Raw genomic sequence first — 26774 nt, 5'->3', positions numbered from 1 at the left:
AAGACTCGCTAATTTGGTGACGGTGGTCGCACACGTATAGCGTGTTTAAGGGATGTATGAAAAAAGAGGCCTTAAAAACTATGCGCTAGTGGCAATGTGCAAAAAATAAAAGGTGAGCGTATTTTCGCCCACCTTTAATAGTCTTAACGTGATTCGATTGGCGTATAACTACGCGCTTCTGGCCCAGTGTAATCTGCACTTGGACGAATAATACGGTTATTAGCGCGTTGCTCTTTTACGTGTGCGGTCCAGCCTGTTACACGGCTCATAACAAAAATAGGGGTGAATAACTTAGTTGGAATGCCCATAAAGTGATACGCCGATGCATGGAAAAAGTCTGCGTTACAAAATAACTTCTTCTCACGCCACATAATTTCTTCACAGCGCACTGATACTGGATAAAGTACCTCGTCGCCTAGCTCTGCAGCGAGTTTTTCAGACCACTTTTTAATGATCACATTACGTGGATCTGATTCGCGATAGATTGCGTGACCAAAGCCCATAATTTTATCTTTACGCTCCAGCATGCCCATGATTTCTTGCTCTGCATGGTCTGCATCTTTAAAGCCTTCAATCATATCCATTGCCGCTTCATTCGCGCCGCCATGTAATGGGCCACGTAACGTGCCAATGGCACCTGTTACACAAGAGTGAATGTCAGATAATGTCGATGCACAAACGCGACCAGTAAAGGTTGAGGCATTAAATTCATGCTCTGCATATAAAATCAGCGATACATTCATCACTTGAGCAAATAACTCTGATGGCGCTTTATCATGTAGTAGCGTTAAAAAATGCGCGCCAACTGAGTCATCATCAGTTTGTGTTTCAATACGCACACCGTCGTGAGTAAAACGATACCAGTAACAAATAATGCTTGGGAATACCGCAACCATACGGTCAATGGCATCATTAGCCTGACTAAAATCATGCTCCATTTCAAGGTTACCTAGCATAGAGCAACCTGTACGCATAACATCCATTGGGTGCGCGTCTTTTGGAATGTTTTCAAGTACAGTTTTCAGTGCCGGTGGTAAACCACGTAAACTTTTTAGTTTAGCTTTGTATTCGCTAAGCTCTGCAGAGGTCGGTAATTCACCGCGCGAAAGCAGGAAAGATACTTCTTCAAACTGCGCTTTTTCAGCAAGCTCTGCAATGTCGTAACCACAATACGTTAAGCCTGAACCGGTTTGCCCTACTGTACAAAGTGCTGTTTGGCCTGCTACTTGTCCGCGAAGTCCTGCGCCGCCTAATGCTTTATCTACCATGATGTGTCTCCTGTTGAATTTATTATTATTTATCAGATTTTGCTGAAAAAAGGTTATCGAGTGTATTTTCATACGAGTGATAATCTAAAAAGTCATAAAGCTCAGCACGTGTTTGCATATTTTCAATTTGGCTCTGTTGAGACCCTTCATTTAAAATTGCTGAATAGACGTTAAGTGCCGCTTTATTCATTGCTCTGAACGCGCTGAGTGGGTAAAGCACCATTTCTACGCCTACATCACTTAGTTGCTCTTTAGTATAAATTGGCGTTTGGCCAAACTCAGTAATGTTGGCCAAAATAGGCACATTAATCGCTTTGGTAAAGGCTTGATAGTCGGCAAGATCGTGTACGGCTTCTGCAAAAATAGCATCGGCACCAGCTTCAACACAGGCTGCTGCACGTTCAATCGCGGCATTTAAGCCTTCTTTTTGAAACGCATCAGTACGCGCCATAATGTAAAAGTCACTGTCAGTTTTAGCATCAACAGCTGCTTTAATACGGTCAACCATCTCGCTTTGCGAGACAATTTCTTTGTTCGGGCGATGGCCGCACCGCTTTTGCGCTACTTGGTCTTCAATATGAAACCCCGCCGCGCCAGCTTTGGTCATCTCTTTGACTGTGCGAGCAATATTAAATGCTCCACCCCAACCAGTATCGGCATCAACAAGTAATGGTAAATCGCTGGCACCTGTGATGCGGCGAATATCTTCCAAAACATTATCAAGACTGGTCATCCCCAAATCAGGCATACCAAATGAAGCATTCGCGACACCTGCACCTGAAAGGTAAATTGCTTGATGACCCATTTTTTCAGCCATCATCGCCGTGTAAGCGTTGATTGTGCCGACGACTTGTAATGGATGATTATTGGCAATCGCCTGTTTAAATTTTAATCCTGCTGACATTACATTCTCCTAACTTTGAACGGGGTTGCTTTATGACAACTTATATTTTTTAATGGTTTAATATGACGTTTTTACTGCTCCGCGCGCTCATTTTGCGCGGCATGTAAATTAAACTTCGTTTGTATATTGGCTTGCGATGCACTGATATGGCGCTTCATCAATAACTCAGCTAATTCCCCATCATGGTTTTCAATCGCATTAATAATGGCTAAGTGCTCATCAAACGCTTTTGATACGCGAGGCCCAACCATACCCATTTGCACACGATACATACGAATTAACTGATAAAGTCCGTTACTCAATAAGTGAATAAGGTGGTCGTTTTTACTGCCTTTAATAATGCGATAATGAAAATCCAGATCGCCGGCTTCTTGATAGTAAGACTCACCCTCTTTTACACGTTGTGTTTTCAGATGCTGATTAAGTAATTGCTTTAAACTTTGTACTTCATCCGGTGCCATATTGTCGGCAGCTAAACGACACGCTAAACCTTCAAGCGCACTGCGAACTTGATATACTTCTATTAAACGTTCAGCTGTAAGTGCCACAACACGACAACCCACATTCGCTTTACGCTCAACTAAATAACAACTTTCAAGGCGGTTAAGCGCTTCACGAAGCGTTGCACGGCTTACACCATAACGCTTTGCCAGTTCTGGCTCGGATATCTTGCTACCTTGAACAATACTGCCTTCGACAATTTCTCGACGCATATCCACAAATACCTGATCTGAGGCGGTAGTAATAGGTGTTTCACTAAAAGCATCTTGCGTCATTATTCACCTTTCCAAGATTGTCGACAATTTACGGATACACTATGGTCTTTAGCTGTAAATGTGTCAACCCTAAATCAGTAAAAACTGCGTTTTAAAACGGCTATTGTCGACATAAGTATAATAAATAATGTTTAAAAACACTTAAAACACACATTTATGCACCAAGTGTCGACAGGTTTGCATACTTTAAAAGATTATTTAAGGCACTGCTCTGAGCCACTAATAATGCTAGAATACAACTTTAAAATTCTCTGTGAGCACGACCTTGGACGCCAATACCTATATTCCCCAGCATTTTATAGATGACGTAAAGACCTATTTACCTGCACACCTAACATTGGATGACTTTCTCAATGCCTGTCGCAGACCGCTTCGTAAATCTGTACGTGTCAATACGCTTAAAATGTCGGTTGAGGATTTTCAGCAGTATGCCCTTGATAGAGGCTGGACATTAAGCCCAATCCCATGGTGTAGCGAAGGTTTTTGGTTAGAGCGCAGTGAACATGAAGAGCAAGCTCTGGCACTGGGTAACACGGATCTACATTTAAGTGGCGCTATGTATGTACAAGAAGCCAGTTCGATGCTGCCACCAATAGCACTCAAAGACGCATTAACTGATGCAACTCATGTGCTCGACATGGCATCCGCTCCTGGCTCTAAAACTTCACAATTAGCAGCATTAATGAATAATCACGGGGTATTGGTTGCCAATGAATTGTCGTCATCTCGTTTAAAAGTACTCAGCGCAACCTTAAAGCGTATGGGAGTTGGCAATTGTGCATTGTCGCATTTTGATGGGGCTATTTTTGGCGATTATATGTATGAATGCTTTGACAGTATTTTACTCGATGCCCCATGCTCTGGCGAAGGTACGGTTCGAAAAGATGCTGATGCCTTAAAGAATTGGTCGATTGAGTCAAACATTGATATTGCCAAAGTGCAAAAAAACTTAATAAAAAGCGCTTTCTATGCATTAAAACCAGGCGGTACATTAGTCTATTCAACCTGTACTTTAACCCCGCTCGAAAATCAGCAAGTGTGCGAATATCTTCTCACTGAGTTTACAGAACATCTTGAAATACAACCATTAGATCATTTGTTTGCAGGTGCAGAGCGAGCCACAACCAGCGAAGGCTATTTGCATGTCTGGCCGCAAACATTCGACAGCGAAGGCTTTTTTATTGCTAAGTTTAAAAAGCTTGCTAGCTGCGATAATCCAAATCAAAAAGTAAAAAAAGGTGCATTCCCTTTTCAGCCGTTTGACAAAAAATCCAGCCAAGCATTTTACACTGAGCTAAAAAAACAATTTGACCTGACATCACTCAGCGGCTCACTAATGCAGCGCGATAAAGAACTGTGGCTATTCCCTGAGCAGTTTGCCGCCATTGAAAACAAAATAAAATACGCGCGACTTGGTATCCACCTCGGCATGATCCACAAAAATGGGGTGCGTCTTAACCACGAATTTGCCACCGTATTTGGTGGCCAATGTAAGGCTAATGTAATTGCGCTAAGTAACGAGCAGGCCAATGACTACTTTCAAGGTAAAGATATTCGTTTAAGCGAACCTAGCAACGCACTTGGCGAAGTGGTTTTAACCCTTTGTGGCTGTCCGATAGGGCTTGGAAAATGGCAAAAAAATAAAATTAAAAACTCCTTACCTCGAGATTTAGTACAAAACACTCAACTGATCAGCTGGTGATAATAATAAGGTGTGGATAAGTTGGCAACAACCAATGTATAAAATTTAAGCTTTGCGCTTCGTTTTAAGACAAACAGTTGTTTTATAAGCAGTATAAAAAATCATCATTTATTGGGTTTTTTTACATATGTTAACTACACTTAATATTACTTTCTACTTCTCCCTTAATGAACTTAGAAGGTGTTTTTAAAGTTAGCGCAGGCTCATTAGAGCCATCCCCTAAGCCCAGAACAATGCGGATTCGTTCTGGGCGTTTTTTTGTCTATAAATAAGCTATCGTCTTGAAATTTATTCAGTCTCAGTCACATAGGTAATCATTGCTTTATTACACATAACTTGTTTCTATATATAGACTAAGAAAGTGTAAGGACTACCATGTTAAAAATATCTTCATTGATCATGACTATTTCAGTACTGTCATTCTCTGTTATTGCCAATCCTGAGTCGCAAAAATACCTTGGTTTTAATTACCCGCATAAAGCGCAAAATGCTGTGAGTATCACGTTTGATGATGCCCGTCACAGCCAAGTCGATGTTGGCGCTGCGATTTTGAACAGGCACCAAGTCAAAGCAACTTTTTATGTTTCCCCTTTTAACGTCAAGCAGCGCCTAACTCAGTGGCAAGACGCGGTAAAATCGGGCCATGAAATTGCAAATCATACCAGCAGCCACGTATGTACAGGGAATTTTGAATGGTTAAGAGCACAAGACTTATCACTTGAACACACTACACTCAAGTGGCTTGAAAATGATATTTTATCAGCGCAGCAATACCTAAAAGATCATTTAGGAGTGACCCCTCGCGCCTTTGCTTATCCGTGCGGCAATACATTTGTTGGCCGGGGCATTGATACTAAGAGCTACGTGCCTTTAATCGCTAAACATTTTGACAGCGGCCGAACTTGGTTAGATGAGTCAGCTAATAATCCTAATTTTACTGATTTTGCACAGCTAACAGGACTTAGGATCGACGGAATGAGTTTTGATGAAATCATTACCATGCTGGATCAATTACGGGAAAATAATGCTTGGTTGATTTTGGCGGGCCATGAAATTGGTAACGGAGATCAATATACCACTGACGCAAAAGTACTCGAGCAATTGCTTGTTTATCTGAAAGATCCTGCTAACGGTTATTGGTTAGATACAGTAAGTAACGTTAGCGACTATGTAAGACAACAGCGCAAACCATTAAATTAATCATTGCTTAAATCAAACTCTGTGGTGCGATTATCGGGATGGAGTAACTGATAACGCGCCAGCTTTCCTTGTTGTAATTCAATCAAACTAATCGCTGAATCACTCACCAAGTATTTTTGCCCCTCCCCGATGGTTTGATGTTTATCGACTTCCATCTGCCAACGCTTTGTAAAAAAGTTTAACGGGCTTTTCGGCGCGTATAAAATCGAGTCTAACTTATCCAGCACGTTAATTAATTTACGCGGAAACTCATTTTTAATACCACTGGCAGTAAGTTGCCAAATTCTATTGGGGTGCTTACCAAAGCGTTTCTGTACGGAAAAACAGAATGAGTAATGTACATCACCCGATAAAATAAGCGTTTCTTTAGGGGTATCGTCACGGCGAAAGGTATCCAGTAACTTTTTAGCTGAGCCTTCGTGGGCCATCCAGTTTTCAACATCAACTAATAATGGCTGTCCGCAAATATTAAACAATGACTGAATAGCTTCAATTGATTTAACGCCAAACACCGGTGCGGGTGAGACAATGATCACTTGTTCATGAGTCACTAAACTTTCTTCGAGCTCAGTGAGACGCTCCCAATCAAGTAGACCAGAGGGCTCATTAAAGTTTTGCTCATTACGCCAACGATGAGTGCGGGTATCCAGCACGACCACTTTAGGCACAGTATTCAACTCATAATGCCAATGATTAAACTCGAGAATGGTTTTATCAAACGCTTTAAATTGCCATTGTTTTTGCTCAGAAAAACTCGTCTTAAACGCATCAAGTAAAGCAGCTGTTTTATGACCTGCATCATTGCCAAAGCCTTGCATCAGCCAATAACTGATCAAGCCATTATTAACAATACGGCGGCTAACTGGATGTTGGTAAATAACCTGCTCCCAACCAGCCGTCAAGTTCCAATCATCGGTAACATCATGATCGTCAAACATCATTAACGTTGAAATATTTGCCAGTAGCACCTGAACGTGTACTAAGCCATTTTTAAAATCCGTTAAAGCTGCTTTTTCATTATCAAAAACTTGCTGGCATTTGGGCGAGCTTGCTTGATAGCTAATACTATCAAAGTCAATTAAGTCCCACAGTAACGGGCTAAAATTGAGTAAATAAAGGGCTATAAACTCTTCAAAAAAGATCAAGTGATTTGCAGCTTTTAAGCTTGAAAAATGTGGCTCATCTTTTTTTAGCCAATAGCCAACCCCTATTTTATTGCGTTTTTGCCAAGGGACCGTCGGTAAATATAAGTGGCGCTGATAAAGTTGTTCACTTAACTGTGCAGGTAAATCAATTGCCAGTGGTTGCTCTTGGTATATTCCTAATACGCTGATCAGTCGTTCAATTGCTAATAACATCGCACCAGCAACATCATCGGCATACACTTGATCACCAGAGAGCAGTAAAACATCCGCCCCGGTTTTATTTACACTGCGATTTTGCTGTTGAAAATCATTCGCAGCCACTAAGCTATCTTTTGCAGGATGATGTGGGTTACGGCATGAGCCATGTAAAATCTGCTCAAGTTTTTGCGGGATCACAAATTCAGGGGTGGCTTTTCCTTGATAACAAAAATCACTTAAATCAACGTCTAAGTTGCTGTTTAATAGGCGGTAGCTGATCAGCTGATTAACAGGCAATGTTGCGGCAATCGGTTTTACGATCACAAAGTGCAAGTAAAGATGAGTACCTAAAGCAATGCTCTGTTGCTCACTAAAAACGTCTATATCATCAAATTCAATACTAAATTGTGATGCTACAGACGTTGCAAACTGTATGCAAACCTCTGCAGCATCAGCTCGGCGCACCATCGGCCCCATTATTAATAGAGGAAGTGATGCTGTGCTCATATGCTAATTAACCTTTGTTCACTAAGTTGAACAATGAGTAGAAGTTTTCCGTAGTCGCTTTGGCTAGCTCTTTGTAGCTAATACCTTTTAAATCAGCAATGTAATAAGCAACATCTTGCACATAAGCGGGCTGATTAGTTTTCCCACGATACGGTACTGGCGCTAGATAAGGCGAGTCTGTTTCGATTAATAATCTATCAAGAGGGATTTGTTTAACAACATCTTTAAGCTCTACGGCATTTTTAAAGGTCACAATGCCAGAGATAGAAATATAAAAGCCTAAGTCGATGGCTTTTTTAGCCATATCCCAATCTTCAGTAAAGCAATGCAATACACCACCACACTTTTGTGCGTTATGTTCACGCATTAAGTTTATGGTGTCGTCGCGCGCATCGCGAGTATGAATTATAAGTGGTTTTTGTAACTCGTTCGCCACTTCAATATGACCCACAAAACTTGCTTGTTGCACGGCATGGGTGTCTTTCGAATAATAGTAATCAAGCCCTGTTTCGCCAATTGCTACTACTTTATCGTGGCTTGCTAAATCAATTAAGCGTTGTTTATCAAGTGCGTCTTTTTGATCAAGCGGGTGAACACCACACGAGGCAGAGACATCACTATAGCCTTGAATTTTTTCTAGCATACTAGGGAATTGATCAAGTGTGACACTCACACATAAAAAGTGTTCAACTTGTTTAGCCCGTGCACTATCAAGTACTTGGTCTAAGTTTAAATCGAGTTTATCAAAATCGAGTCGGTCTAAATGGCAATGAGAATCTACAATCATGTTACTGCTTACTACATGGTATAAGTTGGATTACCAGAGTTTAACATAGTCCCTAGTAGTTTTTCGATCTTCACATTTAGGTTCGTTTTATCATCGATAAAACTAATACCAATGCCCGGTGGATTAGAACTTTGCGCGCCTTGTGGCGTGATCCATGTAACTTTTCCGGTTATTACATCATCTTCAAGCGCATCCGGTAATGTCACTTTTAATGCCAATGAATGACCCATCTCATAACGCATATTAGTGCGCACAAATAGTCCACCATTTTTTAAATACGGCATATAGCAGCGGTATAATTCATCTAGATCATCTAAATCGACTAATAATTCTTGCACAATAATCCTACTTATAGCTTTTACGTAAACGATACGCTAAACGAGACACTGCCAACGGCAAGTTCAATCCTAATATCTGTGTACTGTTTTGCACAAATTCGGCCAATGCATTTTGCGCACTCTGATATGAATCAAAATCCATTCCAGCAATGAGTTGTTGTTTTAATTGTTCGCTTAAAAATAAACAAAAGACGCGAACACGCTCTGTATCTTTACTGATAATATCAACTAACGCACTGAAATTATGGCCTTGTTTTAGCTCAGTTGCAAACTTATACAATTCATCGATTACTTCCAGCTGCTCATCTTGTTGCCAACGGGCAATCAATAATGGCTGCTGGGTAAACATTTTTAACCATGGATATGCAGGAACGTGCAGTTGGGAAATCCAATTCATAGCAACATTGGCGTCATTCACTTTTACTTGTGTAAGCGCGCAGCGACTTAAAATAGTGGCCGGTAATTGCGTTGTCGCACTCGTTGTTAGTAACAAAAATCGCTGCGGGCTGGGCTCTTCTAACGTTTTAAGTAAGGCATTGGCCGCCGCTGTGGTCATTTTATGGCAATCATTGATCACCACCACTTTATTGGCATTTTGCGCCGCTGATTGATGCATGAAATCGCTGACACTGCGAATATCATCCACACCAATGCTTTGTCCATCAGCTTGCACTACATATTTGTCAGGATGAGTAACTGCTTGATTTAAATGGCAGCTCTTACAATGCCCACAAGGGACTAAGTTAGTTGCAGACAAGCACAATAATGCATTAGCCAGCTGCTCCACTAAGGCGCGCTTACCAACACCTTGTTGACCATTAAATAATTGTCCATGGTGAAAACGCCCAGCATTAAAACTGGCTGCTAATTGCTGCTCAACATTGCTAAGCCAAGGATAAATCATGTTAATTGTTACTTTTCATAAATTGTTCAAGCACGGTAATAATATCTTGATGTACTAATTGCATACTTTGACCTGCATTAACTGTTTTAATAGTGTCATCACTATATGCGAGTTCTAAATAGCGTGCGCGGGTACGTTCAAAAAAACTCAATGCTTGTTGTTCTATACGATCCAGTTCACCGCGTCCTTTCGCACGGGCAAGGCCCACCGCAGGTTCAATGTCCAAATAAATGGTCAGATCTGGTTTTAAACCTTTTAATACAATATTGGCGAGAGAATCTAACGTAGTAGCGGCAATTTCACGTCCGCCGCCTTGGTAAGCCTGCGATGATAGATCGTGACGATCGCCTAATACCCATTGTCCTTTAGCAAGTGCTGGACGAATAACATTATGTAGCAGTTGCGAACGGGCTGCATACATCAGCAGTAATTCTGTTTCGCTGGCAATCTGTTCGACATGGTTATCTTTTACAATAGTGCGCAGTGCTTCAGCGATGGGTGTCCCGCCGGGCTCGCGTACATTAATAAAATCAACTTTGTGCTGCTCTAAAAACTGTTGGCAAATTGCTATAGCTGTCGATTTACCGGCCCCTTCTAAGCCTTCAATCACAATAAATTTTGCTGCTGTCATGATCTCTCTTTTTAGTTTGAGAAAGCATTAATCGGCTTTCTCGTTTTATATTTTTTACTCTGATTTGCTTAACTGTTTTTGATAACGTAAGTAATCTTGTACTGCTTTGTTATGTTCTTTTAAGGTTTTAGAAAATTGATGGCTACCATCGCCTTTGGCAACAAAATAAAGGTACTCAGACTCAGGTGGATTGACTGCTGCAAGTATTGCCGCTTTTGACGGCATAGCAATCGGCGTAGGCGGTAAGCCATTAATTTTATATGTATTATACGGAGTATGATTAGTTAAATCTTTACGTTTTATATCACCATCAAAGTCAGCACCAATGCCATAAATCACGGTTGGATCAGTTTGCAAGCGCATTTTTGTATTTAGTCGATTAGTAAATACAGAGGCTATTAATGGCCGTTCGCTGGCAAGGCCTGTTTCTTTTTCAATAATTGAGGCCATAATCAATGCTTCGTAGGCCGTTTTAAACGGTAAATCAGCAGCCCTGTTTTGCCAAGCCTCATCAAGTACATTTTGCATTATTTTATGCGCTCGTTTGAGCACTGAGCTTGTCGTATCATTAGCATGATAATAATAGGTATCAGGAAATAACCACCCTTCTAAATGCTGATCAGAGCCGACTATTTGCTGAGATAACTCACCAAGACTTAAATCTTGACGAAGGTACTGGGCTTTACTTATTGCCGCTAACACGTCACGAAGTGACTGACCTTCAATAATTGTAAAACTAAAGCTTACTTGTTTACCTTGATTGATTTGCCGAATGTTATCAAGCACCGTGGCGTTATTAAGTTGATATAAACCAGCTTTTAAATCCGTCAGTGTCGGATCGAGTTTCGCGAGTATCTGATAACGTAAGCACCCATCTAACCATTTTTTAGCTTGCCACTGTTGGCAGAGTTGATTAAACCCCGTGCCTTTTTTAACTTCAAACAACGTATTCGCTGGCGCTTTTAAACTACTGTTAATAGTAGCTTGCAACTGTTGATAACCAACTTCAGTTACCAATAATGCTAGCAACACAATCGATATAATCACTCTTAACACGCAGACTCCTTGGTAAATAAACCATGCAATAATACTAAACTGTTTGCTAACTCAAACTGCATACCATTAATCGCTGTAACAGGCACAATTCCCATTAAGCTATTACAACTAAATACTGCCTCCATTTGCAGCAATTGTTCTAGCTTAATATCAGTAAATTCAATGGTTAACTTATCACACAGTGATTGCAGATAAACCCCTTGAATGCCACAGTTTTGCAAACTTGGACTAAAAACTCGACCATTTTTAATAGCAAAAATATTTGCCGCAGAGGTTTCAATCACATTATTGTGATAATCACACACCAGTACATCATCACAATCTTGCCCTTGCATGGCGCGTTTGATCATTACTTGCTCTAAACGATTTAACGTTTTCAAACCAGCAAGCAATGGTTGCGATGCAAGTTGCACAGGGCTAATAGCGAGTTTAATACCTTGTTGTGCTAATTGAGCGTAGTGTGAAGGAAACGGTAATAGCGACAGTACAATCAATAAATTGCTTTGTTCAGGAAGGCCATAACCACGCCCTCCTTCACCACGTGTAACCACTATTTTTAACACGCCCAGCGAAACCGTCTTAATATACTCAGCGATTGCTTGCTGCAGTGCCGATAAATCCAGCTCACCAAAACTAAGTCGCTGCGCGCATTCAACTAATCGTGCCCTGTGAAGTGGCCAATGCTCTACTTGAGCATCAACTATTTTTGCAGTTGTAAAAAAGCCATCGCCATAATTAAAGCCGCGATCATTGCTACTTATGCTAACGCCTTGCTGTGGCGTGACTAATTTTATTGTTTGCGCTATGTGAGTTTTTTGTTTTGGCATATTTTGCATATAAAAAAGCCCAGTAACAACTGGGCTCTTATTTTGTCTCGTTGTTAAAAAAGATTATACCTTTTTAAATACCAACGAGCCATTAGTACCACCAAAACCAAATGAGTTACATAATGCGTAATCAAGTTTCGCATCACGAGCCGTGTGTGGAACGTAGTCCAGATCACAGCCTTCATCAGGGTTATCAAGATTAATTGTTGGTGTTACTTTTTGATCTTGTAACGACAAAATAGTGATAATTGATTCAACAGAGCCTGCTGCACCGAGTAAATGACCCATCATAGATTTTGATGAACTCACCATCACATCTTTGGCAGCATTACCAAAAATTGACTTAACTGCAGAGGTTTCTGCTTTATCGCCAGCGTTAGTCGATGTACCGTGAGCATTAATATAACCCACTTGATCTGCATTGATTTGCGCATCGTTTAAAGCATTTTCCATTGCCAAGGCTGCACCGGCACCATCTTCTGGTGGCGACGTCATGTGATAAGCGTCACCGCTCATACCAAAACCAACCAACTCAGAATAGATTTTTGCACCTCGGGCTTTCGCATGCTCGTATTCTTCAAGTACGATAACACCTGCACCATCAGCAAGTACAAAGCCATCACGGTCTTTGTCCCATGGACGTGATGCAGCTTGCGGATCGTCGTTTCGGGTTGATAACGCACGTGCAGCGTTAAAACCACCCATACCAATTGGCGTTGAGGCTTTCTCTGCACCACCGGCAACCATCGCATCAGCATCACCATAAGCAATCATGCGCGCAGCGTGACCAATGTTGTGTAAACCTGTTGTACAGGCTGTCACGATAGAGATATTTGGACCACGTAGACCGTGCATAATCGATAAATGACCAGAGATCATATTGATAATGGTCGACGGCACGTAAAAAGGAGAAAGCTTACGTGGGCCACTGTTTAATAACTTTATGTGGTTTTCTTCAATAAGCGTTAAACCACCAATGCCCGAACCCACAGCAACACCAACGCGGGCTGCGTTTTGCTCTGTGATCTCAAGGCCAGAATCTTGTAGTGCTTGTACACCTGCTGCAATGCCATACTGGATGAACAAATCCATTTTTTTAGCATCTTTTGCCGGCATATAGGCTGACGCATCAAAATCATTCAGCAAACCAGCGAACTTGGTGCCAAAACTAGATGTATCAAAATGAGTGATAGTTTGGATACCACTTTTGCCATTTAACAAGCCTTGCCAGGTTGATTCAACATCATTACCTAGCGGCGTCAACATTCCTAAGCCAGTTACGACGACTCGACGTTTAGCCACGGTTTGCCTCCAATAAGGGAATTATTATTTTTCTGGTGGGTATTAATACCCAAATGCGTGGAAATACAGGGTATAGATAGATTAAGGGCAGCGAACGCTGCCCTTAATATGCGATTGATTACTCAGCGTGAGCCGTTACGTAATCGATTGCAGCTTGTACTGTAGTGATCTTTTCAGCTTCTTCATCTGGGATCTCAGTATCGAACTCTTCTTCAAGAGCCATTACTAATTCAACAGTATCAAGTGAATCTGCGCCTAAGTCATCAACGAAAGAAGCTTCATGCTTTACTTCTTCTTCTTTAACACCTAGTTGCTCAATGATGATTTTCTTTACGCGTTCTTGGATGTCGCTCATTCTTCTTTCCTTTATTAAAAACGCCAATGCGTTATTTTCAGATTGCGGCGTAGTTTACGGCGCATAATTCTGTGATTCAAGGATTTGCTGATAATTTTTTATCTGGTCAAACCTCTTGACGGTTATTTGTGTCTTTTATCGCTTATTTTCAGCACGAATTCAAGTATGTTTAAAGCAAGTTAACAAAAAATTCAACATTTTTCGACAAGCCGCCTCAAAACAAAATAGGAACAAAGTTCCTTACACCATGTACATCGCACCATTTACGTGCAAAGTTTCGCCTGAAACATACGCTGCTGCATCAGATGCTAAGTAACATACTGCGGCGGCAATTTCATCCGGTTGGCCTAAACGCCCAGCAGGAACATTAGCAAGCGTAGCTGCTTTTTGCTCGTCAGTTAAGCTGTCGGTCATATCTGTTTGAATAAAACCAGGAGCAACTACGTTGACTGTAATACCACGAGAAGCAACTTCACGCGCTAACGACTTAGAAAAACCAATTACACCCGCTTTAGCTGCTGCGTAGTTAGCTTGCCCTGCATTACCCATTGTACCAACAACTGAACCTATATTGATAATTCGACCGTTTTTCTTTTTCATCATCGGGCGTAACACTGCTTTAGATAAACGAAAAACTGAGCTCAAGTTAGTATCAATGATATCGTCCCACTCTGCATCTTTCATACGCATAAGTAAGTTATCGCGGGTAATACCAGCATTATTTACTAATACGTCGATATCGCCTAAATCTGCTTTTATCGCAGCAAGTGTTGCCTCGATCGATGCAGGATCAGTTACGTTTAACGCATAACCTTTACCATTCTCGCCTAAGTATTCGCTGATATTTGCAGCACCAGACTCGCTGGTTGCAGTACCGGCAACTTTAGCACCTTGTGCTACCAATGTAGTGGCGATTGCTTTACCAATACCGCGACTAGCGCCTGTAATTAGGACAACTTTGCCCTCTAACGAAAATAAATTTGCCATTTTTTCCTACTCTTATTTTGCTTCGTCAATGGCAGTTTGGCTATTCACCGAACCACATACCATTGCTTTATCAATGCGTTTAGCAAGACCCGTTAACACCTTCCCAGGACCAAACTCGTAGCTTTGGGTAATGCCCTGTGCTACCAATGCTTGTACTGTTTCTGTCCATCGTACTGGACTGTATAGTTGACGTACTAATGCATCTTTAATAGCATCCGCTGAACTTGCAGCTGTTACATCAACATTATTAATTACATCACACTTAGGTGTATTAAATGTTAAAGCAGCTAAATCTTTTGCTAATTTTTCTGCCGCTGGTTTCATTAGTTCACAATGTGAAGGTACGCTTACCGATAAAGGCAACGCACGTTTTGCACCAGCTTCTTTACACGCTTCTGATGCTCTGTCTACTGCGGCTTTATGACCTGCAATCACAACTTGACCCGGTGAGTTATAGTTTACTGGTGCAACCACTTCACCTTGTGCTGATGCCAAGCACGCGGCTTTAATTTCGTCATCACCTAAACCAATGATCGCAGCCATTGAACCCACGCCTGCTGGCACAGCTTCTTGCATATATAAACCACGGTTTTCAACCAATTTTACAGCTTCGCCTAAGCTCAACACATCAGCACATACCAGCGCTGAGTATTCACCTAAACTGTGACCTGCCATCGTTACGTCTGCATCTGGATTTGCAGCAAGCCATTGGCGGTAAATTGCCACTGATGCTGTTAATAATGCCGGTTGCGTACGATGGGTTTGATTTAATTCTTGTTCTGGACCATTAAGTACTAATGCAGCCAAATCATAACCAAGTGCCGCTGATGCTTGCGCAAACGTCGCTTTAACAATATCAGATTGCTCTAATAGTTCACTTAACATACCCACAGATTGTGAGCCTTGACCCGGAAAAACAAGTGCAATTTTTTGTGCCATACTTTGCTCTTTTAATTAAACAAATAAATAAATGTTTAAGTACACACCTGACATAGTAATTAATCGTCAGTTGCGACTTTTTTAGTTGAATGTGTTTGCTCGAAGATAGCTGCAATTTTTTCAGGAAGTTGACGTTCCACCTCTCTAGCAGCTTCGTCGATAGCAGCATGAAATGCTTTAGCTGAGGCATTTCCATGGCTTTTTACGACAATACCGCGCAATCCTACCAGAGAAGCGCCGTTATACTGGTCGGGGTTCACCCGTTTATAGAGTTTTTTTATTACTGGCTGTAACATAAATGCTAAACATTTATAGAAAAAGTGCTTTTGCAGTGCTTTGGTAAGCTTAAACATAATCAGCTTGGCAATCCCTTCACAGGTTTTCAAAGCCACATTGCCCACAAAACCTTCACAGACGATCACATCTGATTTACCAGTAAAAATATCACTACCTTCGCTGTAACCAGTATAATTAAGGTAGCTACATTGTTGCATCAGTTGTGCAGCTTGTTTGATATCTTCATGGCCCTTAATGTCTTCGGAGCCAATATTTAATAAACTCACTTTTGGACTATCACAGCCCAGTGCTTGCCCTGCGACAACCGAACCCATAATGCCAAATTGATATAAGGTTTGTGCATCACAATGCACGTTCGCACCTAAATCAAGTAAGTAAACCGGATTTTTTCGCTCAGTTGGCACAGCCGAGATCAATGCAGGACGTTTTACGCCTGGCAACATTTTCAGCACATAGTGAGCCATAAATAATAATGCACCGGTATTTCCGGCACTAACGCACGCTTGTGCCTCACCTGATTTAACTAAATCAAGGGCAACGCGCATTGAGGAATCTTTTTTAGATCGCACAGCAGAAGACGGTTCACAGCTATTGGTGACTACTTGACTACAATGACGAATTATTAAACGAGGATGAGATAGAGAATCGAGAGACTCAAGTTCTTTAGATATTACTTGTTCGTTGCCACATAAGATCAATCTTAGATTGGCATTTGCATTTACCGCGTTAACGGCTGCGGGGATAGATGAACGGGGGCCATAATCGCCCCCCATCATATCTAACGCAATTGTTAGATTGGTCAGCATAAAAGCAATCTCTTATTTAGAAATTACTTGAACGCCTTTGTAGTAACCATCTGCAGTCACATGGTGACGACGATGAGTCTCACCAGATGTTTGGTCTACAGTTAAAGTTGGACCACTGATCGCATCGTGTGAACGGCGCATGCCGCGTCTTGCACGAGACTTTTTGCTTTTTTGTACAGCCATAGTCTTCTCCTAAGAATCTTTCTTAAGTTGTTTCAAAATATCAAATGGATTTGGTTTATCATCTTCCGCTTTTAAAACACCAAAGCTGGCAGGCTTTGCTGAATAACTGCATGAAGCTTCGTTGTGGGTAGCAACTAATGGCACGGCTAAAATTAGTTCGTCTTCGATTAAATCAAAAACGTTAACTTCACCATTTTCATCAAGCGCTACTTCATCGTAGTCTTCTGGAAAAATCTCTAACTCTGTATCCTCACCGACTGGTGAATAAACAAAGTCTTGAACCAAATTCAACCCTAAATCACCATTACAACGTTGACAAGTGACAGTAACATGTGTGGACAAATTGCCTCTAATCACAGCGAAACCTTGATCATCGTTTTTGCAATGAATTTTTACCGCTATTTCACCTACTTCTTCCTGCACAACTTCCCGTAAACGGGTAAGTTTTTCAAGCGGTACAATGCCGTCATACTTTAAACGGTGTTGCGCTGCCTTGCCTGGATGAAGAGTGATGGGAATTTTCACCTTTTGCATAGGGGCTGCATCATATAGATAGTTACTTGGTTAGTCAAAGTAAAAAACCAATTTTAGCTGGTTTTTCGCGATTCATTTCTTTGTTTTGCCAACGGATCTGATTTATCCTAACTCAATCTAATTTTCATTAGGAAAACAATCCATGCAGCACCCGCTTATTTTAGCCTCAAGTTCACCCTTTCGTCAGTCTTTATTGCAAAAATTTAATCTGCCGTTCGACAGTTTTTCACCTGATATTGACGAATCAGCACTACCCAATGAAGCCCCTGTTGAACTTGTAAAACGCTTAAGTGAACTCAAAGCACGCGCAGCCACTGCCCTTTTTAAACAAGGCTTAGTAATTGGCTCTGATCAAGTTGCCGTATTTGAGCAACAAATCTTAGGTAAACCACACAACAAAGAAAATGCCATTAAACAACTGAGTTTATTTAGCGGTAATACAGTCACATTTCTAACGGGCTTATGTGTTTATGATATTCAAAGCAATAAAACAAAAACCCTAGTTGAACCCTTTAATGTTACATTTAGAACACTGACACAAGCACAAATATCTGCTTACTGCGACGCAGAGCAACCCTACAATTGTGCAGGCAGCTTTAAAAGCGAAGGCTTAGGTATTTGTTTATTTGAAAAGCTTAGCGGTGATGACCCTAATAGCTTGATTGGTTTACCACTTATCAAACTCAGCCAATTATTGACTGAGTTTGATCTGGATGTGTTAAGTAATCAAGACTAACTATTTATTCACTACGACTTAAACTAAACGCGCAGCTAGTTGCTGATACGAATCAACTGTCGCAATCGGTGTAAACTCGTTTAGCTGCTGGGCGTTATGCCCCCCATAGTTACACCTAAACGGTCAATATTGGCCGCTTTTGCCATCGCCATATCTATTTTGGTGTCGCCAATCATCAGCGCATCATCATGGCTAATATTGAGTTCATCGAGCAGTTGCAACAACATATCAGGAGCTGGTTTTGACAATGCATCATCACTGGTGCGGGTCGCTACAAAGTAATCCCGTAACTGTGTTTCATCCAGCAAGCGTTCAAGGCCGACTCGGCTTTTGCCGGTAGCAACAGCTAATAATACGCCACGGTTTTTTAATGCCGCTAAAGTCTGTTCTACATCAGAAAATAAGGGGGTAGGCGTGTTATCAAGATGTTTATACTGATGCTTATAACCGGCGATTAAATCAGCGTGTAAATGGCTCTGCTGAGGAAATAACACCGTCACGGCCTGCTCAAGTGATAAACCAATGATATTTTTAACCGCCTCGTCACTGGGGCAAACTACACCACAGACTCTCGCAGATTGATGCATGCAGTTAACTATTTTAGCCACTGAATCCATCACCGTGCCATCCCAATCAAATATAACTAATTTATAGGGTTTCACGGTTTTGCGGCACGTAACGTTTTAATACAATTAGCCAGCGCTTTATCAAGCGGCGCTTCTACTCGCATAGTAGTTTCATTTTTTGGATGATAAAAACTCAAATCGTGCGCATGTAAAAATAATCGCCCTAATCCCACTTTACGCATCGCCGCATCAAATGCTTGGTTGCCATACTTATCATCACAAGCAATTGCATGACCTTTACATTGTGTATGCACACGAATTTGGTGAGTACGACCTGTTACTGGTGATGCCTGCACTAACGAACATTCAGCAAAGCGCTCCAGTACTTTAAAACGAGTATGTGAAGGTTTACCTTCAACGTTATCCACACGTACTACTCGTTCACCTGATTGTAGGGTGTTTTTACGCAGCCCTTCGGTGACATTTTTAGTTTTAGAATCCCATTGCCCATCAACCAATGCCCAGTAATTCTTTTCCATGGTTTTTTCACGTAACTGTTCATGCAAGCTGGTCAACACTGAACGACGTTTCGAGATTAACAAACAGCCTGATGTATCACGGTCTAAACGATGTACAAGCTCTAAACTGCGCTCATCTGGGCGCAATACGCGCAATGCTTCAATTAAACCATAACTGAGCCCACTGCCGCCATGCACAGCCATGCCTGATGGTTTGTTAATGACGATAAGGTATTTATCTTCAAATAAAATAGCCTCTTCAAGTTTGGTTACTACATCAAGGTTTTTAGGCACAAACTCTTCACGTTCAGCTATTTGTATTGGTGGAATACGAACGATGTCATCGAGTTGTAATTTATACACAGGTTTGATGCGTTTTTTATTAACCCGCACTTCCCCTTTGCGAAGAATTCGATACACAGCGCTTTTAGGCACCCCTTTTAAATGAGTAATAAGAAAGTTATCAATCCGTTGACCTAAATGGTCTTCGGTAATCGTGACGAAAGATACTTGTAAGCCGGTTTTTTCTGACATTGCCTAATCACTGATTTAAGTAAAATAATTTTAGTTGCTAACACAGTTATAATAATGGGATAATCACCGTCGCAAATATATATTTGCAAATAACAACGGTGCTTTTTAACACATTAAAACATTCGTGATGCACATTCTGGGTAATTGATCATACAGATCCGAGATAAGTTTTCCAAAGCTTTTATACATACCCAGTTTACACGTGCCTTCAATTAACTCCGATGCGTGTAATATATCGCCAGTTAAGTTTGAGCATGAAGTGTTATTTAATGTTGATGAAAAAAGCAATTTGAACAGATAATTTGTCTGATCGTGACGGCGTACAATACGCCGTTCAGCAGATGTGTTGTAACCGTACAAGTTAATTTAATTAATGGTCGACTCTGGACAGAACTCGAATACGTCACTGTAAAAAAACAGCCGATAGTTTTGGCACCATAATAGAATTTAATAACGTGACAACACGTTATTGTCAGCCAGCACCATAAAGATACTTAGAGTACGGATACAGTACCAAGCTCCCCCACAGACCCAGTCGTGAGATTGTACAAAAAGAAGCGATGGGAGCAACTGAACAGGCGAAAAGTTTCGTCATGTCAGAGACATAACACAGTAGAGTAACAATATGAAACGTATGCTAATCAATGCGACGCAGCAAGAAGAAATGCGCGTAGCACTGGTTGATGGCCAGCGCCTGTATGATTTAGATATCGAAAGCCCGGGTCACGAACAAAAAAAAGCCAATATTTATAAAGGCAAAATCACTCGTATAGAACCGTCATTAGAAGCCGCCTTTGTTGATTACGGCGCTGATCGTCACGGATTCCTTCCTTTAAAAGAAATAGCCCGTACTTACTTCCCACAAGGTTATACTTTCCATGGTCGTCCGAATATTCGTGACGTGATCAAAGAAGGTCAAGAAGTTATTGTCCAAGTAGACAAAGAAGAACGCGGCCAAAAAGGCGCAGCCCTCACCACTTTTATTAGTGTTGCAGGTAGCTACTTAGTCTTAATGCCTAATAACCCTCGTGCTGGCGGTATTTCTCGTCGCATCGAAGGTGATGAACGCACTGAACTTAAAGAAGCTTTAAGCCGTTTAGAACTGCCTAAAGGCATGGGTTTAATCGTGCGTACTGCCGGTGTTGGTAAATCGTTTGAAGAACTAAACTACGATTTAAAAGCGCTGCTTGTTCATTGGGATGCGATTCAGCAAGCCTCTGATGGCGGTAAAGCACCGTTCTTAATTCATCAAGAAAGCAACGTGATTTTCCGTGCGATTCGCGATTATTTACGCCGTGACATCGGTGAGATCCTAATTGATAAAGCCCGTGTATTTGAAGAAGCTAAAGCGCACATTGAGCGTTTTCGCCCTGACTTCATGAGCCGTGTAAAACTTTATCAAGGTGAAGTGCCTCTTTTTACTCATTATCAAATCGAAAGCCAAATTGAGTCTGCGTTTCAACGTGAAGTACGCTTACCTTCTGGTGGTTCAATTGTTATTGACCCAACTGAAGCACTTACTTCTATCGATATCAACTCATCTAAAGCCACTAAAGGCGGCGATATCGAAGAAACTGCGCTTAATACCAACTTAGAAGCTGCAGACGAAATTGCTCGCCAATTACGTTTACGCGACTTAGGTGGCTTAATCGTTATCGACTTCATTGATATGACACCACCGCGCCATCAACGTGAAGTAGAAAATCGCTTAAAAGATGCTGTTCGTCCAGATCGTGCCCGTGTACAAATTGGTAAAATTTCGCGTTTTGGCTTACTTGAAATGTCGCGTCAGCGCCTACGCCCTTCATTAGGTGAAGCGAGCCAAGGCCCATGCCCACGTTGTAGTGGTCAAGGTACTATTCGTTCAAACGAGTCGATTGCATTGTCAATCCTACGTTTAATCGAAGAAGAAGCGATTAAAGACAATACCTCACAAGTTAATGCCCAAGTACCTGTAGCGGTTGCCTCATATCTGTTAAATGAGCAACGCCGTAGCGTGCATCGCATCGAAAAACGTCATAACTGTGATGTGGTGATCATTCCAAATCAACATATGGATACACCACATTATGAAGTAATGCGTTTGCGTAAAGATGAAACAATTGAAGCAGCAAGCTACGAGCAAATCACATTACCAGAACAAGAAGTGTATGAAACATCAAAAACACCAACGGTCGCGGTACGTGAAGAGCCGGTGTTAAAAGGCGTAGTTATGCCATCAACACCAGCACCACAAGCTCAGGCTCAAACAGCCCCAGCAGCGGCACCACAAAGTGTTGCAGCCCAGCCGCAGGTAAGTTTATTTACTACCATCAGCAATTGGTTTAAGGCTTTATTTGCAACGCCTGCTGAGCAAATAGAAAGTAAAGAGCAACAGCAGCAAAAAACAGCGAGTGAATCTCGTAATAATCCACGTCGTAACAATGACGGTGATACACGTCGTCGTAATAACCAACGTCGTCGTAACAATAATTCACGCACTAAACCGCAAAGCGAGCGTACAGAGAGCGTAGCTGAAGAAACGCCAGCAGTTGGAAACACGCAAAACAACGAGCAACAGGAAAGAAACGATAACCGTAACAAACGTCGTCGCAATCCTAACTCACGTAAGCGTAACGATAACCGTAACGATGACAGCAAAGTAGTAGCAGAAAAAACCGAAGCAAAAGCTGACGTAAAAGACGTTGCACCAAGCCAAGATGTCGTTGTTGAAGCAACGGAGCAAAAACCTAAGGTTCGTCGTCAGCGCCGTAACTTACGTAAAAAAGTTCGCCTGCAAGATGAAAATGCACAACCGGCTACAACCAACAATGACGCAGAGCAACAAGCTACGCCTGTTGTTGATGACAAGCCGGCTAAGCCAGTTGTAACTCAAACTGAAGAAGTTAAAGCACCGGTTGAGGCTACTGCTGTTGAAACAACTGCTGTTGAAGCGCCTGAGCAAAAAGCTGAACAGACGGCACCAAACGAGCAAGAGACAGTAACATCGACTGATGAAGAGCAAGGCCAAACGCGTACGCGTTCACGCCGTTCTCCACGTCATTTACGTGCTGCTGGGCAACGCCGTCGTCGCCCTGAGGGTGAAGAAGCTACGCCAACGCAAGGTACACAACCACCAGCATTTATTCCAGTTGCAGATCAAGCCGCTGCTGAATATGAAGCTGAGTTAAAAGCCAAGCAAAATAAGCAAGCTGCAGAAGTAGTTGAAGAAAAACCTGCCGTTGCTGCAGAACCTACTCCAGAAGTGGTTGAACAAGCGCCTGTTGCTGCTGAAGCAACTGAAGAAGTGGTTGAACAAGCGCCAGTTGCTGCAGAACCTACTGAAGAAGTGGTTGAACAAGCACCAGTTGCTGCTGAACCTACTGAAGAAGTGGCTGAACAAGCGCCTGTTGCTGCAGAACCTACTGAAGAAGTGGTTGAACAAGCGCCTGTTGCTGCAGAACCTACTGAAGAAGTGGTTGAACAAGCGCCTGTTGCTGCTGAAGCAACTGAAGAAGTGGTTGAACAAGCGCCTGTTGCTGCTGAACCTACTCCAGAAGTGGTTGTTGAGGAAGCACCAATGGCAGAGACTAAGCCTACTGCAAAACCTGTAGCACACACTAAAACAGTGATCACTTCAGGTAAAGCAAGTGCGCCAATGGCACAACCTACTGCCGTTGCAGATAGCGAAGTCGCCCATACGCCAAAAGCGATGGCACACGACAAACGTGACGCTATTCCAGATAGCGGCTTACGTGCCGGTTCTATCAAACCAGCTGGTCGCGCGAATGCTGCAATGACTAAAACCATGAGTGTTGACTAACACTTTTGGTTTAGCTTAAAAGCACACTAAAAAGCCGCGTTAATGAAAATTAACGCGGCTTTTTTAATAGCAGTTATAAGGTTAAAGAGAACGATTTACTAGGTTCTAGCTAAAGCAGACTAGCCTAAGCAGAGATACTAGATAAATAGTGATGGAAAAACAAACAGCACATTGCACTTGTTATTTATAAAAAGCGCATGAAGGGTAATGCTATATTTATCCTTGTTTTAGCATATACTCATGCAGCAATTCAGGAAACTTTTCCTGCGGTGGAAACTTACAAAAACTGTGCTTTGCCCCCGTACTCGCCCACTCAAGTTTTTCATCCGTGTAAGTTTCAATGAATGGTTTGTAGGTGCGAGAGTCATCTAGCATTGTTGAGCGAACATTTACAAAATCATCCAAACCTTCTAGGTGGGTAAATAACCAGCTCATACAATGTCCACAAAAAAAGTGCTGCGTACTACTGTCATGCAGCCCGCCAATAACAGGCGCTCCAGATGCAATAGAAAAGGCAGCTCGCTGAAATAATGAGCTTAAGCTAAATGCGCTAGAAGTCATTTTCTGACAGCCAGTGCAATGACAAGCCATAGTGATCATTGGCTTTGCGCTAACTTCAAACTTTACCTGTCCACAACGACAATGGCCTTTTGTTTTATGAGATGTACTGTCCATTATAATCTTCCTTTAAGTTCAATTTTATCAACGCCGATGCTACGTTGAATGTATCAAAAATAACCTTAGCACATGCTACAGGGTTTGATTGCGCTATAAAATGTCCGCCTTCAATCTCAACTTGGCTGAAGCTGGAACACATTGACGCTAAGTACTTCACCGCACTCGCGCTTACCAGTAAATCTCTACTAGGGCGAATATAAGTCACTGGGCAATCTAACTCGCACTGTTGTTTTGAAAGGCCAGCTATGTTGCCTAATCTTAATTTGAGTTTACGTTTATTCGCTGTTTGCAGCGAAGCAAATACGGGATAAACCAACGTTTGGCCACCCGTTAAACTAAAACCAAACAGATAAAGTAGCTTTTTACTTAAATAATTTGCTGACAGTAAGCTAACGGGTAAAAAGCCTGCCAACTTAGATAACAAAGAAGGCGCTGAGATAAAGCTGGCCAAAAATACGATGCCTTTCACACGACTGCCAAGTAGCTTATAAAGCTCATAAGCCACCTGCCCAGAATAAGACTCCGCGACAATATAAATATCAGTATCTTTAAAACGCTTTGCTATTTCTGCCGCTTGTTTAGCATAAGTTACGCCTTCAAGTGATTCATATGAGATCACTTCAGTATTTATATTTTCAGGCAAGTTTTTTGTCAATTTAGCAAACAGGCGGCCAGTCCCGTCAAGGCCAGGAAGCAGTATAATTTTCATATTTAAATTCAACACCCAACGTTAGCATTCAAATACTTGAACTTTGATTTTGGCCAAGTGCTTTTGTGCACAAAAATCATGAGCAAAAAATATGAAACGCTAAAACGGCAGCAGGCACTTACTCTAACTCTAACCAATTTTCTATCACCCAATCTTTGAAATCACCATTGTGTAGATTGTGTGTAAGATCATCATGATCGTAGTATCCAATATTACCTTTTTCATTTATGGTGAAATAATTTCCATTCTCTTCGCAGAAAACAATAAAATCCTTAGGAACTCCAGATTGACGACCATCTTTTGTCATTCTTCTTAGGCAACAATACGGTTGTAAATCTGGTAGTACTAAACCTGGCTCTCTTACACCGAAAGTAACGCAACTAGCTTCAAGCATAAACTTGCGATATTGAGCTGGAAATTTAAAAGATAAGTCTTTTTCAGCACAAGACACTTCGTCTTCCGTTGGTAATAGTAAAGGCTTTGGGACCGGTTCATTCTTTTCTTTTAATAGTGCTATGACTTCTTCAATTTGCATTGTATTTTCCTGACTTATAAATACCTATCAAACGTGGTAGCTTTAAACAACAAAACAGCACAAAAGTGGTAACCGAGATGTCGATTTTATGTAATCTTTAGTTTGATAACACATTTCGCACTTGTTCTTCATTCTCTGCATATTCGTCTACAAGATAATTAATCAGCTCGTCGACACTGCGGCCAATTTCTCTAACTGCACTTGGGCTATCGATATAATATACGATGAAAACAGGCGTCGCTCCCTCAAAATAAAAACCTGTTATCATGTCGTCTGATTCCCACAGCGGAATTACGTCTAAACCAGGTGATGAAAACCCGTCTGGTTCAAGATAATACTTTGGTTTATTGCACCTAAACTCAAGGTCTTCGTGCACAAAACCGCCTAGAGTGAGCTTCATTAAGCCACTCGTCAAATTGAGCTTAGCAATTTTTAGCACTCTAGCGTGCTCAGTGATCCTCATAGCATCCTACTCTTTGGTATAACAACCTTAGAAGGATTATACAGGGCCTTCTTAGGTATTAAAGTTACAATAGTTCTTATTTGAAGTATCATCTGAATTTAACACGCGCATTTCAAAATCGTTCGCTAGCGAGTATGTTGCCAACACTTCTTTGACTTCTCTAGATTTAACTACAGCAGCACATGCAGAAAGAATTCGTCTGCTTTAGCAGATGGCTCGCTTGCAGACTCATAACTTTGTTGCATTTCAATTGCCAGTTCAGTAGCTTGAGGCCACTTGGAGAGGTACGTAGATGTGAAATCGTATAGTCTCCACTGTGCCATAAAGTCTACGTCTCGTGAAAACATTTCCATCTCTGGTTCATCGTTCGTTAAAAAGCTCAATTCAAAATAGCCATGCCATGCAAAACATCCAAAATCGAAAACTAACATTGTTTGATTGCACAGCCGATGTCTCCACATTTTTAGTTCGTTTACCAGTATAGTTTGTAGTCGTTGACGAAATTCTAAAACTTCCATTTTAATACCCTATTTTTATCTGATCAGAACCCATGGCAAATCAGTCAGGTAATATGCGCTCATTAAGTG

At 41.5% G+C, this 26774-nt stretch carries 27 protein-coding genes and 1 pseudogene; 4 read left to right on the top strand and 24 right to left on the bottom strand.

Annotated features, from left to right (window positions below):
• Positions 1 to 143: 143 nt before the first annotated feature.
• The 3 genes from prpC to H5186_RS00525 form a co-directional block, all read right to left on the bottom strand.
• Complete coding sequence (gene prpC / locus H5186_RS00535; RefSeq protein ID WP_145233600.1) at positions 144 to 1268, bottom strand: 2-methylcitrate synthase; 1125 nt, start codon at positions 1266 to 1268, stop codon at positions 144 to 146.
• A gap of 25 nt (positions 1269 to 1293) precedes the next feature.
• Positions 1294 to 2172, bottom strand: a complete 879-nt coding sequence (gene prpB, locus H5186_RS00530) for a methylisocitrate lyase (protein WP_145233598.1) — start codon at positions 2170 to 2172, stop codon at positions 1294 to 1296.
• Positions 2173 to 2243: 71 nt separating this feature from the next.
• Positions 2244 to 2948: a GntR family transcriptional regulator gene (locus H5186_RS00525; protein WP_145233596.1), complete on the bottom strand. Its 705-nt coding sequence runs from the start codon at positions 2946 to 2948 to the stop codon at positions 2244 to 2246.
• Positions 2949 to 3213: 265 nt separating this feature from the next.
• Here H5186_RS00525 and rsmF point away from each other — a divergent pair, with 265 nt between their 5' ends.
• Positions 3214 to 4650 carry a 16S rRNA (cytosine(1407)-C(5))-methyltransferase RsmF gene (gene rsmF, locus H5186_RS00520; protein ID WP_182718766.1) on the top strand — a complete coding sequence of 479 codons (1437 nt, stop codon included), beginning with the start codon at positions 3214 to 3216 and terminating at the stop codon, positions 4648 to 4650.
• Between the two features lie 375 nt (positions 4651 to 5025).
• On the top strand, positions 5026 to 5850 hold the full coding sequence (locus H5186_RS00515) for a polysaccharide deacetylase family protein (protein ID WP_182731435.1): 825 nt from the start codon (positions 5026 to 5028) through the stop codon (positions 5848 to 5850).
• On the opposite strand, the gene H5186_RS00510 is transcribed toward H5186_RS00515, so the two are convergent.
• The 14 genes from H5186_RS00510 to yceD all read right to left on the bottom strand — a co-directional run bounded on the left by H5186_RS00510 (position 5847) and on the right by yceD (position 17646).
• Positions 5847 to 7700 carry a metallophosphatase gene (locus H5186_RS00510; RefSeq protein ID WP_149982362.1) on the bottom strand — a complete coding sequence of 618 codons (1854 nt, stop codon included), beginning with the start codon at positions 7698 to 7700 and terminating at the stop codon, positions 5847 to 5849. The two genes, H5186_RS00515 and H5186_RS00510, sit on opposite strands and share 4 nt — an antisense overlap.
• A gap of 7 nt (positions 7701 to 7707) precedes the next feature.
• Positions 7708 to 8487, bottom strand: coding sequence for a TatD family hydrolase (locus tag H5186_RS00505; RefSeq protein WP_145233593.1), 780 nt, complete (start codon positions 8485 to 8487; stop codon positions 7708 to 7710).
• A gap of 11 nt (positions 8488 to 8498) precedes the next feature.
• Complete coding sequence (locus tag H5186_RS00500; RefSeq protein WP_145233592.1) at positions 8499 to 8825, bottom strand: PilZ domain-containing protein; 327 nt, start codon at positions 8823 to 8825, stop codon at positions 8499 to 8501.
• A gap of 7 nt (positions 8826 to 8832) precedes the next feature.
• A complete protein-coding gene (gene holB, locus H5186_RS00495) occupies positions 8833 to 9729 on the bottom strand; it encodes a DNA polymerase III subunit delta' (RefSeq protein ID WP_149982363.1) in 897 nt (298 codons plus the stop codon).
• Between the two features lies 1 nt (position 9730).
• Positions 9731 to 10360 (bottom strand): dTMP kinase, encoded by a 630-nt coding sequence (gene tmk / locus H5186_RS00490; protein WP_182793932.1) that lies wholly within the window; start codon positions 10358 to 10360, stop codon positions 9731 to 9733.
• A gap of 54 nt (positions 10361 to 10414) precedes the next feature.
• Positions 10415 to 11416, bottom strand: a complete 1002-nt coding sequence (gene mltG / locus H5186_RS00485; RefSeq protein ID WP_182793930.1) for an endolytic transglycosylase MltG — start codon at positions 11414 to 11416, stop codon at positions 10415 to 10417.
• On the bottom strand, positions 11410 to 12252 hold the full coding sequence (pabC, locus tag H5186_RS00480) for an aminodeoxychorismate lyase (protein WP_259400261.1): 843 nt from the start codon (positions 12250 to 12252) through the stop codon (positions 11410 to 11412). Before pabC ends, mltG begins: the two co-directional genes overlap by 7 nt.
• Positions 12253 to 12306: 54 nt before the next feature.
• Positions 12307 to 13545, bottom strand: coding sequence for a beta-ketoacyl-ACP synthase II (fabF, locus tag H5186_RS00475; protein WP_149982366.1), 1239 nt, complete (start codon positions 13543 to 13545; stop codon positions 12307 to 12309).
• Between the two features lie 118 nt (positions 13546 to 13663).
• Positions 13664 to 13900, bottom strand: coding sequence for an acyl carrier protein (gene acpP, locus H5186_RS00470; RefSeq protein ID WP_016707440.1), 237 nt, complete (start codon positions 13898 to 13900; stop codon positions 13664 to 13666).
• A gap of 240 nt (positions 13901 to 14140) precedes the next feature.
• Positions 14141 to 14887 carry a 3-oxoacyl-ACP reductase FabG gene (fabG, locus tag H5186_RS00465; RefSeq protein WP_145233587.1) on the bottom strand — a complete coding sequence of 249 codons (747 nt, stop codon included), beginning with the start codon at positions 14885 to 14887 and terminating at the stop codon, positions 14141 to 14143.
• 12 nt (positions 14888 to 14899) lie between these two features.
• A complete protein-coding gene (fabD, locus tag H5186_RS00460) occupies positions 14900 to 15826 on the bottom strand; it encodes an ACP S-malonyltransferase (protein WP_145233586.1) in 927 nt (308 codons plus the stop codon).
• A 59-nt stretch (positions 15827 to 15885) separates the two neighbouring features.
• The gene (gene plsX / locus H5186_RS00455; protein ID WP_145233585.1) at positions 15886 to 16929 is read right to left on the bottom strand and encodes a phosphate acyltransferase PlsX; all 1044 of its coding nucleotides are present in this window, start codon (positions 16927 to 16929) and stop codon (positions 15886 to 15888) included.
• A 12-nt stretch (positions 16930 to 16941) separates the two neighbouring features.
• Positions 16942 to 17112, bottom strand: coding sequence for a 50S ribosomal protein L32 (gene rpmF, locus H5186_RS00450; RefSeq protein WP_002962381.1), 171 nt, complete (start codon positions 17110 to 17112; stop codon positions 16942 to 16944).
• A gap of 9 nt (positions 17113 to 17121) precedes the next feature.
• On the bottom strand, positions 17122 to 17646 hold the full coding sequence (yceD, locus tag H5186_RS00445; RefSeq protein ID WP_182793929.1) for a 23S rRNA accumulation protein YceD: 525 nt from the start codon (positions 17644 to 17646) through the stop codon (positions 17122 to 17124).
• A 142-nt stretch (positions 17647 to 17788) separates the two neighbouring features.
• On the opposite strand from yceD, the gene H5186_RS00440 reads away from it, so the two are divergent.
• Positions 17789 to 18382 (top strand): nucleoside triphosphate pyrophosphatase, encoded by a 594-nt coding sequence (locus H5186_RS00440; RefSeq protein WP_145233583.1) that lies wholly within the window; start codon positions 17789 to 17791, stop codon positions 18380 to 18382.
• Positions 18383 to 18400: 18 nt separating this feature from the next.
• Here H5186_RS00440 and H5186_RS00435 read toward each other — a convergent pair.
• A pseudogene (locus H5186_RS00435) lies at positions 18401 to 18999 on the bottom strand (HAD-IA family hydrolase).
• Positions 19000 to 19040: 41 nt separating this feature from the next.
• A complete protein-coding gene (gene rluC / locus H5186_RS00430; protein ID WP_145233581.1) occupies positions 19041 to 20000 on the bottom strand; it encodes a 23S rRNA pseudouridine(955/2504/2580) synthase RluC in 960 nt (319 codons plus the stop codon).
• A 625-nt stretch (positions 20001 to 20625) separates the two neighbouring features.
• On the opposite strand from rluC, the gene rne reads away from it, so the two are divergent.
• The gene (gene rne / locus H5186_RS00425; RefSeq protein ID WP_182793927.1) at positions 20626 to 23802 is read left to right on the top strand and encodes a ribonuclease E; all 3177 of its coding nucleotides are present in this window, start codon (positions 20626 to 20628) and stop codon (positions 23800 to 23802) included.
• 216 nt (positions 23803 to 24018) lie between these two features.
• Here the strand turns inward: rne and H5186_RS00420 are convergent, their stop codons facing one another.
• The 5 genes from H5186_RS00420 to H5186_RS00400 all read right to left on the bottom strand — a co-directional run bounded on the left by H5186_RS00420 (position 24019) and on the right by H5186_RS00400 (position 26705).
• Entirely contained in the window at positions 24019 to 24477 is a 459-nt protein-coding gene (locus tag H5186_RS00420; RefSeq protein WP_182793925.1) for a GFA family protein, read from the bottom strand.
• Positions 24458 to 25189, bottom strand: coding sequence for an alpha/beta fold hydrolase (locus H5186_RS00415; RefSeq protein WP_182793923.1), 732 nt, complete (start codon positions 25187 to 25189; stop codon positions 24458 to 24460). Before H5186_RS00415 ends, H5186_RS00420 begins: the two co-directional genes overlap by 20 nt.
• Positions 25190 to 25307: 118 nt before the next feature.
• On the bottom strand, positions 25308 to 25724 hold the full coding sequence (locus H5186_RS00410) for an SMI1/KNR4 family protein (RefSeq protein WP_182760807.1): 417 nt from the start codon (positions 25722 to 25724) through the stop codon (positions 25308 to 25310).
• Positions 25725 to 25821: 97 nt separating this feature from the next.
• Complete coding sequence (locus H5186_RS00405; protein WP_182718594.1) at positions 25822 to 26124, bottom strand: hypothetical protein; 303 nt, start codon at positions 26122 to 26124, stop codon at positions 25822 to 25824.
• 233 nt (positions 26125 to 26357) lie between these two features.
• Positions 26358 to 26705: a hypothetical protein gene (locus H5186_RS00400; RefSeq protein WP_182740231.1), complete on the bottom strand. Its 348-nt coding sequence runs from the start codon at positions 26703 to 26705 to the stop codon at positions 26358 to 26360.
• Positions 26706 to 26774: the final 69 nt, after the last annotated feature.

The sequence above is a fragment of the Pseudoalteromonas sp. SG41-2 genome (assembly GCF_014164535.1).
Classification (GTDB): Bacteria; Pseudomonadota; Gammaproteobacteria; order Enterobacterales; family Alteromonadaceae; genus Pseudoalteromonas; species Pseudoalteromonas rhizosphaerae.
This window is presented reverse-complemented; position numbering and strand designations above follow the sequence as displayed.